At 66.2% G+C, this 13,902-nt stretch carries 15 protein-coding genes; 2 read left to right on the top strand and 13 right to left on the bottom strand.

From position 1 onward, the window contains the following. From Q8N19_RS11970 to sidA, 6 genes are all read right to left on the bottom strand, one after another. On the bottom strand, positions 1-312 hold a 312-nt coding region (locus Q8N19_RS11970), incomplete at its 3' end, for a ribosome-recycling factor (RefSeq protein WP_305590929.1). 41 nt (positions 313-353) lie between these two features. Further along, positions 354-1,079 (bottom strand): UMP kinase, encoded by a 726-nt coding sequence (pyrH, locus tag Q8N19_RS11975; RefSeq protein ID WP_305590931.1) that lies wholly within the window; start codon positions 1,077-1,079, stop codon positions 354-356. 94 nt (positions 1,080-1,173) lie between these two features. Further along, positions 1,174-2,109 carry a translation elongation factor Ts gene (gene tsf, locus Q8N19_RS11980; protein ID WP_305590933.1) on the bottom strand — a complete coding sequence of 312 codons (936 nt, stop codon included), beginning with the start codon at positions 2,107-2,109 and terminating at the stop codon, positions 1,174-1,176. Between the two features lie 105 nt (positions 2,110-2,214). Then, the gene (gene rpsB / locus Q8N19_RS11985; RefSeq protein ID WP_305590935.1) at positions 2,215-3,021 is read right to left on the bottom strand and encodes a 30S ribosomal protein S2; all 807 of its coding nucleotides are present in this window, start codon (positions 3,019-3,021) and stop codon (positions 2,215-2,217) included. 193 nt (positions 3,022-3,214) lie between these two features. Next, the gene (gene dnaE, locus Q8N19_RS11990) at positions 3,215-6,658 is read right to left on the bottom strand and encodes a DNA polymerase III subunit alpha (protein WP_305590937.1); all 3,444 of its coding nucleotides are present in this window, start codon (positions 6,656-6,658) and stop codon (positions 3,215-3,217) included. A gap of 27 nt (positions 6,659-6,685) precedes the next feature. Beyond that, positions 6,686-6,778 carry a cell division inhibitor SidA gene (gene sidA, locus Q8N19_RS11995; protein ID WP_293321322.1) on the bottom strand — a complete coding sequence of 31 codons (93 nt, stop codon included), beginning with the start codon at positions 6,776-6,778 and terminating at the stop codon, positions 6,686-6,688. An 89-nt stretch (positions 6,779-6,867) separates the two neighbouring features. Here sidA and Q8N19_RS12000 point away from each other — a divergent pair, with 89 nt between their 5' ends. Then, complete coding sequence (locus tag Q8N19_RS12000; RefSeq protein ID WP_305590940.1) at positions 6,868-7,038, top strand: VOC family protein; 171 nt, start codon at positions 6,868-6,870, stop codon at positions 7,036-7,038. Next, the gene (locus Q8N19_RS12005; RefSeq protein ID WP_305590942.1) at positions 6,974-7,291 is read left to right on the top strand and encodes a VOC family protein; all 318 of its coding nucleotides are present in this window, start codon (positions 6,974-6,976) and stop codon (positions 7,289-7,291) included. Before Q8N19_RS12000 ends, Q8N19_RS12005 begins: the two co-directional genes overlap by 65 nt. Positions 7,292-7,301: 10 nt before the next feature. Here Q8N19_RS12005 and Q8N19_RS12010 read toward each other — a convergent pair whose 3' ends face one another. The 7 genes from Q8N19_RS12010 to Q8N19_RS12040 all read right to left on the bottom strand — a co-directional run. Further along, positions 7,302-7,994 carry an ABC transporter ATP-binding protein gene (locus tag Q8N19_RS12010; RefSeq protein WP_305590944.1) on the bottom strand — a complete coding sequence of 231 codons (693 nt, stop codon included), beginning with the start codon at positions 7,992-7,994 and terminating at the stop codon, positions 7,302-7,304. After that, positions 7,987-9,222: a lipoprotein-releasing ABC transporter permease subunit gene (locus Q8N19_RS12015; protein WP_305590955.1), complete on the bottom strand. Its 1,236-nt coding sequence runs from the start codon at positions 9,220-9,222 to the stop codon at positions 7,987-7,989. The genes Q8N19_RS12010 and Q8N19_RS12015 overlap by 8 nt, the downstream gene beginning before the upstream one ends. Before the next feature lie 35 nt (positions 9,223-9,257). Next, a complete protein-coding gene (gene proS / locus Q8N19_RS12020; protein WP_305590946.1) occupies positions 9,258-10,574 on the bottom strand; it encodes a proline--tRNA ligase in 1,317 nt (438 codons plus the stop codon). A 303-nt stretch (positions 10,575-10,877) separates the two neighbouring features. Next, the gene (locus Q8N19_RS12025; RefSeq protein WP_305590948.1) at positions 10,878-11,138 is read right to left on the bottom strand and encodes a DUF1467 family protein; all 261 of its coding nucleotides are present in this window, start codon (positions 11,136-11,138) and stop codon (positions 10,878-10,880) included. Then, complete coding sequence (mce, locus tag Q8N19_RS12030) at positions 11,138-11,560, bottom strand: methylmalonyl-CoA epimerase (RefSeq protein ID WP_305590950.1); 423 nt, start codon at positions 11,558-11,560, stop codon at positions 11,138-11,140. The genes Q8N19_RS12025 and mce overlap by 1 nt, the downstream gene beginning before the upstream one ends. Before the next feature lie 41 nt (positions 11,561-11,601). Next, positions 11,602-13,284, bottom strand: coding sequence for a ribonuclease J (locus tag Q8N19_RS12035; RefSeq protein ID WP_305590952.1), 1,683 nt, complete (start codon positions 13,282-13,284; stop codon positions 11,602-11,604). Then, positions 13,284-13,902, bottom strand: a 619-nt coding sequence (locus Q8N19_RS12040) for a type III pantothenate kinase (protein WP_305590954.1), incomplete at its 5' end; no start/stop codon positions are given. The genes Q8N19_RS12035 and Q8N19_RS12040, both read right to left, overlap by 1 nt.

Raw genomic sequence — 13,902 nt, forward strand, 5'->3', positions numbered from 1 at the left:
AGGGATGCGCAGGGTCTGACCGTCGACCACGGGGTTCAGGCCAAGTCCGCTGTTGCGGATCGCCTTCTCCACCGACACGGCCACGCCCTTGTCCCAGACGCTGACCGTGAGCATGCGCGGCTCTGGCACGCTGACGGCGGCCACCTGGCTGATCGGAACAGTGGAGCCATAGGCGTCGACCATCACCTGGTCGAGCAGCCCGGCTGAGGCGCGTCCCGTGCGGAGAGAGGCGAACTCTTCCTTCAGGGCCAGGACGGCCTTGTCCATGCGATCCTTGTAGCTCGAAAGAACCGGCTTCGGTGCGGCGGCCATTGGGGCTCCTCCATGGGGTCGTGAGGTTGGCGGCGGAAAGATCAGGCGATCGTCGTAAAGACGCCCTGCCCCTTCAGCACCTTCAGGAAATTCCCCCGTTCGCGGATGGAAAACACCACGATAGGGATCTCGTTGTCACGCATCAGGGCGATGGCCGAGGCGTCCATGACCCGCAGGTCCTGAGCCAGCACATCATGATAGCTGAGCTGTTCGTAGCGGACCGCCTTGGGGTCCTTCTTCGGATCGGCCGTATAGACCCCATCGACGCTGGTGCCCTTGAACAGGGCCTCACACCCCATCTCGGCCGAGCGCAGGGCCGCGGGCGTGTCGGTAGTGAAGTACGGGGCGCCCAGGCCCGCGGCGAAGATGACCACGCGGCCCTTCTCCAGATGGCGCATGGCCCGGCGGCGGATGTAGGGTTCGCAGACCGCGTCCATCGGGATGGCAGACTGCACCCGGGTGAAGACGCCTTCCTTTTCCAGGGCGCCTTGCAGGGCGAGCGCATTCATCACCGTGGCCAGCATGCCCATATAGTCGGCGCTGGAGCGCTCCATCCCCTTGCCGGCCAGGGAGACGCCGCGAAAGATATTGCCGCCTCCGATGACCAGGCACAGCTCGACCCCGTGGCTGACCACCTCGGCGATATCCTTGGCCACCGCCTCCAGGGTGTTGGGATCGATGCCGAACCCCTGCTCCCCCATCAGCACCTCGCCCGAGACCTTGAGCAGGATCCGCTTGTAGCGCAGGGCAGCAGCTGTCTTGGGCATGAGCGCGTCTTTCCGAATCTGGCTTGGGCAAGATAGCGCAAGGGCGCGGCCCGCGTCGAACGCGCCGCGCCCTGCATTGTAGGTCGTCTAAGGCCTAGGCCTGGCCGCTGAGCTGGGCCACTTCGGCGGCGAAGTCGTCGACCTTCTTCTCGACGCCATCACCCAGGCCGAAGCGAACAAAGCCGGTCATGGTCACCGGCGAGCCGGTTTCCTTGGCCAGTTCAGCGATAAGCTGCTCGACGGTCTGATCGGGGTTCATCACGAAGGCCTGCTTGAGCAGGACGACTTCCTCGAAGAACTTGCGGATCCGTCCCTCGACCATCTTCTCCACCACGCCGGCGGGCTTGCCCGAGGCGAGCGCCTGTTCAGTGAAGATCGCCTTTTCACGCTCCACGGCCTCGGGGTCGAGGTCGTCGGTGGACAGCGACAGCGGGTTGGTGGCGGCCACATGCATGGCGATCTTACGACCGACCTCCTGCAGCTTGGCCTGGTCGCCGGCGCCTTCCAGGGCCACCAGCACGCCGATACGGCCGAGATCGGGGGCGGCCGCGGCGTGGATGTAGGAGGCCACGGCGCCCTGCGCCACGGTCAGGCGCGAGGCCCGACGCAGCATCATGTTCTCGCCGATCGTGGCGATCAGGTTGGTGACCACGTCGGTCACCACTTCACCCTTTGCGGTCTTCGCCGCGGAGATGGCTTCAACGCCCTCCACATCCAGAGCCACCAGGGCGATGTCCTTGGCCGCCGACTGGAACAGCTCGTTCCGGGCGACGAAGTCGGTCTCGGCGTTCAGCTCGACGACGACGCCGGTCATGCCTGCGCCATCCTTGCGGGTGGCGGCGGCCACGAGGCCTTCAGCGGCGGCGCGGTCGGATTTCTTGGCGGCCTTGGACAGGCCCTTGGTGCGCAGCCAGTCGATGGCGGCGTCGATGTCGCCGCCGTTCTCCTGCAACGCCTTCTTGCAGTCCATCATGCCTGCGCCAGACTTCTCGCGCAGCTCTTTGACCAGCGCAGCGGTGATCTCCGCCATGGCTCGGCTCCCTTGGTCTAGAATCAACGGCTGGGCCTCTGGATAGAGCCCCAGCCGTCACAGTTTGATGTCGAAGCCCGCCCCCTTTGGGAGGCGGACCAGTCCTTAGGCTTGGGTGGCTTCGCCTTCGGCGGCGGCCGGCTCGGCCTCGGCCGCGGCGGTCATGCCCAGGGCCGGCTCCATCGGAGCCTCCGAGGCGCCGAGATCCACGCCCGCGGCGACCTGGCCGGCGGTGAGGCCGTCCAGAATGGCGTCGGCCATCAGGTCGCAATAGAGCTGCAGGGCGCGGGCCGCGTCGTCATTGCCCGGGATCGGATAGGTGATGCCAGCCGGATCACAGTTGGTGTCCAGGATGGAAATGACCGGAATATTGAGTTTCCGGGCTTCCTGGATGGCGATGGCTTCCTTGTTGGTGTCGATCACGAACATCAGGTCGGGGATGCCGCCCATGTCCTTGATGCCGCCCAGGGACAGTTCGAGCTTGTCGCGTTCGCGGGTCAGCTGCAGCAGTTCCTTCTTGCTGCGCTTGGCGCCTTCGCCTTCCAGCAGGCCTTCCAGCTCGCGCAGGCGGGCGATCGAGCCCGACACGGTGCGCCAGTTGGTGAGCGTGCCGCCCAGCCAGCGGTGATTGACGTAGTACTGCGCGCAACGCTTGGCGGCCACGGCCACGGGATCGGACGCCTGGCGCTTGGTGCCCACGAACAGGATGCGACCGCCGCCGGCGGCCACGTCGCGGGCCTTGACCAAGGCCTGATGCAGCAGGGGGATGGTCTGCGACAGGTCGATGATGTGGATGTTCGACCGCGAGCCGAAGATGTAGCGTTCCATCTTCGGGTTCCAGCGGTGCGTCTGGTGGCCGAAGTGGGCGCCAGCTTCCAAAAGCTGACGCATGGAGAAGTCGGGAAGCGCCATGATTGGCTCCTTTTTCCGGTATGCCTCCGCAAGCCAAAACCCCCTTGTGGGGAGCCCGGAACGGTAACGCCCGGGATGTCTCCCCGAGAGTCGCCGCACGCCTGCGTGTGTGATGGGCGCGGCATACGTCCAGATCGCAGAAAAAGCAAGGGCCTCGCCGCCGCCCCGCTGCCAGGTCAGCCGCCAGGGCCGACTAGAGCTCTTCCACGTAGAGCACGCCAGGCGCGGTCTTCAGGGCGCCGCGCATGGCGCCATCCAGGGTGAAGCGGCCCGGCAGTTTGACCTCGACCTCCCGGCCGCCTTCCAAAGGCGCCGTCAGAATGATCTCGCCGCCGCGGGCGTTCACCGCCCCCTCCAGCCGGCGTTTGAGGGCGTCGATTTCGGCGCTGCGAGGCGAGATATGCACGCGCAGGCCGGCCACGGCGTTCTCGATGGCTTTCTCCACCGGCTCGGCCTCATCCCCAAAGAAGCGCACCTCCCCGTCCCGCGCCTTGGCGCGGACCTTGATGGAGACCGCCTTGCCCGGCTCCAGCACGTCGCGACAGCGACGGAGGGACTCCGGGGGAAACAGCACCTCATACTCCCCGGTCGGGTCCGACAGGGTGACGAAGGCGAACTTCTCGCCGCTCGACTGAGAGGCCCGCTCCTGCTTGCGGCGCACCACGCCGGCCATGCGGAAGACCTCGGCGCCCGCCTCGGCCTTGATGATGACGTCGGTGAGCAACTCGGTGCGCCGGCGGCGCAGGGCCGGCACCATGTCTTCCAGCGGATGGCCTGAAAGGTAGAAGCCCACAGCGGCCAGCTCCTCATCGAGGCGCTCCACTGGCGTCCACATTTCCGCCCGGGGCAGACGGGGCCGGCCGACGCCAGCCTGATCGCCGCCGAACAGGCTGGCCTGGGCCGAGGCCCGGTCGGCCGCCACACTCTGGGCGTAGGCGATCAGGGCGTCGGCGGCGGCCACCAGCTGGGCCCGGTTGGGGTGGATGGACTCAAAGGCCCCGGCCCTCGCCAAGGTCTCGAAGGTGCGTTTGTTCACATGCCGCGGATCGACCCGCTCCACGAAATCGAAGATGTCGCGGAACGGTCCCCCTTCCCGCCGCAGCTCAGCCACATGCTGCATGGCTGCGAGACCGACATTGCGCACCGCGCCCAGAGCGTAGAGCACCTCCCCATCGGCCACCTCGAAATCAGCGCCGGAGCGGTTGATGTCCGGAGCGCGGATCTTCACGCCGAACCGCTTGGCGTCCTGATAAAAGACCGCCAACTTGTCGGTATTGGCGATATCGAGGCTCATTGAGGCGGCGAAGAACTCCACCGGCGCGTTCGCCTTGAGCCAGGCCGTCTGATAGGAGACGACCGCATAGGCCGCCGCGTGGCTCTTGTTGAAGCCATAGCCGGCGAACTTGTCCACCAGCTCAAAGATCGAAGCCGCCTGACTCTCGGGAACCCCGCGTTCCGAGGCGCCGGCGACGAACATGGCCTTCTGCTGGGCCATTTCGTCCTTCTTCTTCTTGCCCATGGCCCGGCGCAGAAGGTCCGCGCCTCCGAGGGAATAGCCCGCCAGGATCTGGGCGATCTGCATCACCTGTTCCTGGTAGACGATGATCCCGTAGGTCTCCTTGAGCACGGGCTCCAGGGAGGGGTGCAGGTAGTCGATGGTCCGGCGGCCGAACTTGCAGTCGACGAAGGCCGGGATGTTGTCCATCGGGCCCGGACGATAGAGGGCGCCCACGGCGGTGACATCCTCGATGGAGTTGGGCCTGAGCTGCCGCAGGGTGTCGCGCATGCCCTGGCCTTCCATCTGGAAGACCCCCACCGTGTGCCCGGCCGACATCAGCTCATAGGTCTTGGCGTCATCCACCGGCAGGACGCCCATATCGACCCGGGCGCCGCGCTGATCGAGGAACTTCAGGGCCTTGTCGATCACCGTCAGGGTCTTCAGCCCCAGGAAGTCGAACTTCACCAGGCCTGCGCTCTCGACCCACTTCATGTTGAACTGGGTGGCGGGCAGGTCCGAGCGGGGGTCTTGATAGAGGGGCGTCAGCTCGGTGAGCGCCCGGTCGGCGATGACCACGCCGGCGGCGTGGGTGGAAGCGTTGCGGTAGAGTCCTTCCAGCTTGAGCGCGACATCCAACAGGCGCGAGACCGCCTCGTCCTCATCCCGGGCCGCCCGCAGTCGTGGCTCGATCTCAATGGCCTTGGCCAGGGTCACCGGGTTGGCTGGATTGGCCGGCACCATCTTGGCCAGACGGTCCACCTGGCCGAGCGGCAGCTGCAGCACCCGGCCCACATCGCGCAGCACAGCCCGGGCCTGCAGGGTGCCGAAGGTGATGATCTGGGCCACCCGGTCGCGGCCATAGCGCTGCTGCACATAGGAGATCACCTCCTCCCGCCGGTCCTGGCAGAAGTCGATGTCGAAGTCGGGCATGGAGACCCGCTCCGGATTCAGGAAGCGCTCGAACAGCAGACCGTAACGGAGGGGATCGAGGTCGGTGATGGTGAGGGAATAGGCCACCAGCGAGCCGGCCCCGGAACCCCGGCCCGGACCCACAGGTATGTCATGGGCCTTGGCCCACTTGATGAAGTCCGCAACGATCAGGAAGTAGCCGGGGAAGCCCATCTCGGTGATGACCCCGATCTCCCGCTCCAACCGCTGGAAATACTCGCTTTCAGGGGCGTGGCTGGCCTGGCCGGCGGCGATGCGCCCCTTGAGTCCCTCCCGGGCCTGATGGGCCAGTTCCTCGGCCTCGGTGCGGTCTCCCTCGGTGGGAAAGCGCGGCAGGATGGGATCGCGTTTGCGCACCATGAAGGCGCACCGGCGAGCGATCTCAAGGGTGTTGTCGCAGGCCTCCGGCAGATCGGCGAACAGGGTCCGCATATCGGCGGCGGGTTTGAACCAGTGCTCACCGCTCACCCGGCGACGTTCATCCTGCCCGACAAAGGCGCCATCGGCGATGCACAGCAGGGCGTCATGCGCGGCGTGCATGTCTGGAAGAGTGAAATGAGCGTCGTTGGTGGCCACCAGCGGCACATCCATCTCATAGGCGAAGGCGACAAGCTCTGGTTCGGCCAGGGCCTGGGGCGCCAGCCCGTGTCTTTGCAACTCGACATAGAAGCGGTCGCCGAACACCCGATGCATATCGCTGAGCACGGCCCGGCCCTCGGCGACCTTGCCGGCCGCCATCAACGGGTCTGCCGGGCCGTCCCAGCCTCCGGAAAGAAGGATCAGACCCTCGGCATGGTCCACCACCTTGCTCCAGGCGACAGCGGGTTCTTCGACCCCGCCGACGCTGTCGATATAGGCCATGGAGGACAGGCGCGAGAGGTTGAGATAGCCGGCCTCGCTCTGGGCCAGCAGGACGATGGTCGGGGTTTTGGCCCACTTTTCGGGTTGACGCTCGCCGATGCCGGTGACCGCAAGAGCGCACCCGATGATCGGCTGAACCCCCTGCCCCTGGGTCGCCACCGAAAACTCCAGGGCGCCATAGAGGTTGGTGCGGTCGGTCAGCGCGACGGCCGGCATGTCGTTGGCCGCCGCAAGGGCGCCGATGGCGTCCGCCTTGATGGCGCCTTCCAGAAGGGAGTAGGCCGAGCGCACCCGCAGGTGAACGAAGCCCTCGTTCTGCTGCTGGTTCATCCTCGCCTCCCTGGCTGCGTCGCTGGTCTAGCCCACCAGATAGGCGAACTGACAGACGACCCACACGAAGCCCGCCACCGAGACAAAAGCCAGCGATTCCCGCGCCAGATGAATGACCATAACCAACCCCCTTGTGGATGTTCCGTATATGTTCTTATTCTGGTTTTGTTCTCCTCGTCAACCCCCGCTCAAACCCACTGGAGCCCCTGATGGACCAACGCGTAAGCCTGATCACCCTGGGGGTCGATGACCTTAACCGGGCCCGGAGCTTCTATGAGGACGGCCTGGGCTGGCGTCCGGTCAGCGCTACCGACGATGTCTGCTTCTACCAGCTGCCGGGCTTGGCCCTGGGTTCTGTTCGGGCGCGCCGCGCTTGCTGAGGACGCCAAGCGCCCGATCGATGGGACCTTCAGCGGCGTCACCATCGCCATCAATGAACCCAGCCGAGAGGGCGTCGACGCCACCTTCGCCGAGGCTCTGGCGGCCGGAGCCAAGGCCCTGAAGGCGCCGGAGCCGGTCTTCTGGGGCGGCTATTCCGGCTATTTCGCCGACCCCGACGGCCATGTTTGGGAAGTCGCACATAACCCCGGCAGCGTGATCGGCGCCGACGGTTCGACCACCTTCGGCGCTTGAGCGCCCTGGCCTAGAACAGCGACTGCGGCTCCAGATGGCCGTCCTTCAGCGCCAGGACACGGTCCATGTGCCGGGCGAGCTCGAGATTGTGGGTGGCGATGACCGCCGCCACCCCGGTCTCCCGGGCCAGCCGGTAGAGGCTATCGAACACCTCGCCCGAGGTCGTGGGATCGAGATTGCCGGTAGGCTCGTCGGCCAGCAGCAGACGGGGCGAATTGGCCAGGGCGCGGGCGAGCGCGACCCGCTGCTGCTCGCCGCCGGACATCTGCGCCGGCTGGTGATCCACCCGTTCGGCCAGACCCAATTGACCCAGCAACAGGGCCGCTCGCTCCCGGGCCGCCTCGTGGTCCTGGCCTGCGATCATCATCGGCAGGGCCACATTGTCCAGGGCGCTGAACTCCGCCAGCAGGTGGTGGAACTGGTAGACGAAACCGATGGAGCCCAGACGCACCCGGGTGCGGGCCCGCTCGTTCAGGGTCGAGCAGTCGCGGCCCTCAATGAAGATCTGACCGGCGTTGGGGCGCTCCAGAAGGCCTGCTGCGTGCAGCAGCGAGGACTTTCCAGACCCCGAAGGCCCGATCAGGCCGACAATCTCGCCGGGCGAAACATCCAGATCGACGCCACGCAGGACCGTCAAGCTGCGATCGCCGGTGACATAGGTGCGTTCCAGGCCGCGCACCGCCAGGACGGGGGCCTCACTCATAGCGAAGAGCCTCCACCGGATCGAGACGCGAGGCCCGCAGGGCCGGCGGCAGGGTCGCCAGGAACGAGACGGCCAGGGCCCAGCCCACCACGATCATCACCTCCAGGGCGTCCACCTTGGCCGGGATGTGCGCCAGGTAATAGATGTCCGAGCTGAACACCTCGGCCCCCGTCGCCCATTCCACCGCATTCTGGATCGGGCCGATGAAGATGCAGAACAGCACGCCGAGGACAAGGCCCACAAGGGTGCCCAGGGCGCCCACTGAGGCGCCGGCCATGAAGAAGATGCGAAGAATCGCTCCCCGTCCCGCCCCCATGGTGCGCAGGATGGCGATGTCGCGGCCCTTGTTCTTCACGAGCATGACCAGGCCCGAAATGATGTTCATGGCGGCAATAGCTACGATGAGCATCAGGATCAGGCGCATAACGCTGCGCTCGATCTTCAGGGCGTTCCAGAAGCTAGCGTTGCGCTGGGTCCAGTCGGTGACGACCGCCGTGGGTCCAGCCAGTTCAGCGATGGAGGCTTTCATGGCCGGCGCCCGGTCGGGATCGGCCACCCGGATCTCGACCACGTCGACCATACCTTCCCGGGCGAAGAACAGTTGGGCCTGCTCCAGGGGCATGTAGATGAACAGCTGGTCGTATTCGCTCATGCCGACGCTGAACGTGCCGCCGACCGTGTAGGTCTTGCGCTGAGGCGTGTAACCAAAGGCCGTCGCCCCGCCGCTGGGCGAGATCAGGGTCAGGGGATCGCCCGGCTGGACGCCCAGGGATTCGGCCAGGCGGTCACCGATCAGCAGCAGGTCGCCGCCGTATTCGCCGGCGCCGAAACCTTCGAGGGAGCCGCGGACGATGTTGCCGGAGACGATCTCCGTGCGCCGCAGATCCGGCTCGCTCATGCCGCGGACCACGACGCCGCTGATCTGGCCTTGGCCCAGCGCCATGGCCTGGGCTTCCACCAGGGGGGCAGCCTGGGTGACGCCAGGCAGGGCGGCGATTTCGCCGGCAAGCGTCTGGACCTCGGGCTCGTACAGCGAACCGCCAGCCACATAGACGTGGCCGTTGAAGCCCAGGGTCCGGTCGAGCAGTTCGGTGCGGAAACCGTTCATCACCGACATGACGATGATCAACACCGCCACAGCCAGCATGATCCCGACAAAGGAGATGATCGAAATCAGCGCCACCCCGCCCTGGCTGCGCTTGGCGCGCAGATAGCGGCCGGCGAGCATGCGCTCCCAGCGTCCGAAGGGCGCGGCCACGGTGCTCACGCGATGATCGCCTTCAAGGCGTCTTCCAGCGGCAGGGACTGGCGCTCGCCGGTCGCCCGGCGCTTGATCTCCACCTTGCCCTCGGCGACGCCCTTGGGTCCGATGATCAGCTGCCAGGGGGCGCCGATCAGGTCCATGGCGGCGAACTTGGCGCCCGGACGTTCGTCGGTGTCGTCCAGCAGCGGATCCTTGCCGGCGTCACGCAGGGCGCCATAGGCCTGCTCACAGGCTAGGTCCACGGCCGAGTCGCCCGGCCGCAAGTTGATCACCGCCACGCCGAAGGGCGCGACCGCATCGGGCCAGATGATGCCGGCGGCGTCATGGCTCGCCTCAATGATACCACCCACCAGGCGTGAGACCCCGACGCCATAGGAGCCCCCATGGATCGGCCGCTCCTGGCCGTCGGGCCCGGTGACGACGGCCCGCATGGGCTTGGAGTACTTCTCGCCGAAGTAGAAGATGTGGCCGACCTCGATGCCCCGGGCCGACAGACGGTCAGACTCGGCGACTTCGGATTCGAAACGCGCCTGTTCGTGCATGTCCTCGGTGGCCGCATAGAGGGCGGTCCGCTGGTCGACGATGGGCTGCAGGTCGCCGTCCCAGTCGACGTCGCCGGGGGGCGGCATTTCCACCAGGTCGCGATGGCAGAAGACCTGGCTCTCGCCGGTTTCGGCCAGGATGATGAATTCGTGGCTGAGATCGCCACCGATCGGGCCAGGGTCGGCGCGCATGGGCACGGCCTTCAGCCCCAGACGGGAGAAGGTGTTCAGATAGGCCACGAACATGCGGTTATAGGAGCGACGGGCTGCGGCCTCGTCCACGTCGAAGGAATAGGCGTCCTTCATCAGGAACTCACGGCCGCGCATCACCCCGAACCTGGGGCGGCGCTCGTCGCGGAACTTCCACTGGATATTGTAGAAGTTCTTCGGCAGGTCCTTGTAGCTCTTCACATGGGCCCGGAAGATCTCGGTGATGACTTCTTCGGCGGTCGGCCCATAGAGCAGGTCGCGCTCGTGGCGGTCCTTGATGCGCAGCATCTCGTCGCCGTAATCGTCATAGCGGCCGCTCTCGCGCCAAAGGTCGGCCAGCTGCAGGGTGGGCATCAGCACCTCGATGGCGCCGGCCCGGTCCATTTCCTCGCGGACGATCTGCTCGATCTTCTTCAGGACCCGCAGGCCAAGCGGCAGCCAGGCATAGATGCCGGCGGCTTCCTGACGGATCATTCCGGCCCGCAGCATCAGCTGATGAGAGGCGATTTGGGCGTCCGAGGGCGCCTCACGCAGGGTGGGAATGAAATAGCGCGACAGACGCATTCGGCGGGCCTTCGGATACGAAACTCGGACGGGAGGCCCTGATTAGCCCCGTGCGTCCGACCTTGGCAATCGAAGCGGCGAAAAGAAGGCCGCCTGCGCAGGGCGGGCGGCCTTCAAGTTTGGTCATCGGGGAAAACGCGCGCAAGCCGGCCGGACCGGTTTGGCTGTTTCAAATGTAACCGCCGTAACAGGGGCGAGGTATGCGCAAGCACCCAAAGCGCGGATCGCTGGCCCCAACGCCCAATTTCCAGGCGGCGAAGCCCAGGCACGGCGCAGAACTGCGCAGGCCGACCGCCGGAAGGCTTAGAAGTTGGCGGCGGAGCTCGGCATGGGCACCAGGCCCAGGCGGATCACCAGATAGACGACCACGAAGACGATGGCCGAGACCCAGGTCGTGGTGATGAACTTCTTCTTGAGCTTCGGGTCCACCGGCGCGCCGGGATCGCCCCCGTCGCCCTTGTCGATGCCCGCCTCGGCATGGCTGATCACCCCGAGTGGCAGGATGGTGAACAGCACCACCCACCAGATGATGAGATAGATGGCGATGGCTGTCGTGACGCCCATCAGTGGTTCTCCTTGGGGGTTTCCATCAGCTCGATGAGAACTCCCCCCATATCCTTCGGATGGACAAATATCACCTGGGTCCCGTGGGCGCCGATGCGCGGCTCGCCGGTCCCGAGGACCGTGGCGCCCTTGGCGCGCATCTCGTCACGGGCCGCCAGGATGTCCTCGACCTCGAAGCAGACGTGATGCTGACCGCCCGCCGGATTCTTGGCCAGGAAGCCCTTCAAGGGAGAGTTATCCCCCAGGGGCTCGATCAGCTCGATCTGCGAATTCGGCAGATTGACGAAACAGACCCAGACGCCTTGTTCCTCCATGGCCCACTTCTCAGTGATGGAGGTGGCGCCAAGCACATCGCGATAGAGGGCGACGGCGGCGTCGATGGAGGGCGTAGCGACGCCCACATGGTTCAGTTTCCCGATCATGGATGCTGGTATACGCCCCCTGCCCCTACGGCGCGAAGACCCTAAAGTCGCAGGACGGTCGTCTCCACCACGGGGCGGCGCCCCCACACGCGCTGGCAGGCCTTCTTGACCGCCCGGGACATGGCTGTCTCCACCGCCTGATCCAGGTCACGATCGGCGCCGGACAGCCGCCCGAGGGCCCGCTCGGCCTCCTCGGCGAGATCGTCCAGGGCCTCATCCATGGGATAGTCGTCATCGGTGGGCATGCCGATGGCGCGGACCTGGGGACCGGAGGTGATCTTGCCGCGGCTGTCCAGCACCACGGCCACGGTCACAACGCCATTGTGGGCGGCATGCCGGCGTTCCCGTAGGGCCTCGCCGTTCTCGCTGACCACCACATTGGCGTCCACATAGAGCCGGCCGGCCGGGGTCTCGTCGATGATCTCGGCCCGACCGGGCGCCAGTCGCACCATGTCGCCATTGCGGGGCGCCACCGTCTGCGGCACCTGCAGGTCCCGGGCGAAGGCCGCATGCTCCAGCAGGTGGCGGCGCTCTCCGTGGGTGGGAATGGCGATCTGGGGCCGCGCCCAGGCATACATCCGCGCCAGCTCGTCGCGGCAGGGGTGGCCGGAGACGTGGATCCCGGGGTGATCGTTGTCGGTGTAAAGCCGCACCCCGCGATCAGCCATGCGGTTCTGCAGATTGCGGATGGCGATCTCGTTGCCCGGAATGACCCGCGAGGAGAAGACGCAGGAATCCCCCTTCCCCAGGTTCACATGGGGGTGAGTCCCATCCGAAATCCGTGACAGGGCCGCGCGGGCCTCGCCCTGGCTGCCGGTGCAGAGATAGAGGATGGAGTCGGCGGGGAAGTAGCCCGCCTCGCTCTCATTGACGAAGTCCTTGAGGCCGGTGAACAACCCGACCGAGCGGGCGGCCGCCGCCATCCGGTGCATGGAACGGCCCACCAGGCAGACCCGGCGGCCATTGGCCTCGGCCGCCCGGATGACCGAGTCCATCCGCGCCACATTGGAGGCGAAGCAGGCCACGGCGACCTTGCCCTTCAGCTCGCCGATCAGCCTGGCGAGCGCATCGCGCACGTCGGCCTCAGAACCGGACTCGCCCTCCACGAAGACGTTGGTGGAATCGCAAACCATGGCCAGGACCCCCTCATCCCCCAGCTGGCGGATGAAGGTCTCGTCGGTGGCCGAACCCAGCACCGGATCGGGATCGATCTTCCAGTCGCCGGTGTGCAGGACGGTGCCCAGCGGCGTGCGGATCGACAGGCCGTTCGGCTCGGGGATGGAATGGGTCAGGGTGATCAGGTCGATCTCGAAGGGACCCAGCGTCACACGGCCGCCGAGCGGCACGACATTGATTTCGACCTGGCCCTCAAGCCCGCCCTCGCGCAGCTTTTCGCGCAACAGGAAAGCGGTGAAGGGCGTCGCATAGAGCGGCGCCCGCAGGCGCGGCCACAGCCAGGCCACCGCGCCGATGTGGTCCTCGTGCGCGTGGGTCAGAACGATGCCGAGAATGTCGTCGGCATGTTCTTCAATGAAGGTCGGATCTGGCAGGATCAGGTCGACGCCAGGCGTGGTCAGGTCGCCGAAGGTGACGCCGAGATCAACGATGATCCACTTGCGCGCATGGGGCGGCCCGAACCCATAGAGGTTGAAGTTCATGCCGATCTCGTTGGAGCCCCCCAGGGGGAGGAAAACGAGCTCGTCTTGCGTCTTGTTGGCGGCCATCAGGCGCCTCCGGAATTACGGCGATGGATCTCGAGGAGACCCCTTATGGTCAGGTCCGGATCGAAGTGGTCGATCGCCAGACTGGCCCCGTGGAACAGCGACGCGACGCCGCCGGTTGCAATAACAGTCAGTGGCTCGGGCCATTCTGACTTGATGCGGCTGATCAGGCCTTCGATCAGGGCGATGTAGCCCCAGAAGACGCCGGACTGCATGGCGCCCACCGTGTCCTTGCCGATTACCCGCTGAGGCTTCTGAATAGCCACCCGCGGCAGCTTGGCGGCGGCCGCATGCAAGGCCTCCATGGACAGGTTGATGCCCGGCGCGATCACCCCGCCCTCGAACCCGCCATCGGCGGCGATGATGTCGAAGGTGGTGGCGGTGCCGGAATCGATGACGATCAGGGGGCCAGGATAGACCATGTGGGCGCCGATGGCGTTGACCAGGCGGTCAGCCCCGGCCTCCGAGGGCTTGTCGATCCGCACGGCGATGCCGAGCTCGGCGTTCTCGCCGATGACCAGGGGCTCCACATGCAGGTAGCGGCGCGCCAGATTACGCAGGTTGAAGATCGACTGCGGGACCACGCTGGAGATGATGCAGGCGTCCAGCACCCCAAACTGC

The organism is Phenylobacterium sp., assembly GCF_030693405.1.
In the GTDB taxonomy this organism is placed as follows: domain Bacteria; phylum Pseudomonadota; class Alphaproteobacteria; order Caulobacterales; family Caulobacteraceae; genus Phenylobacterium.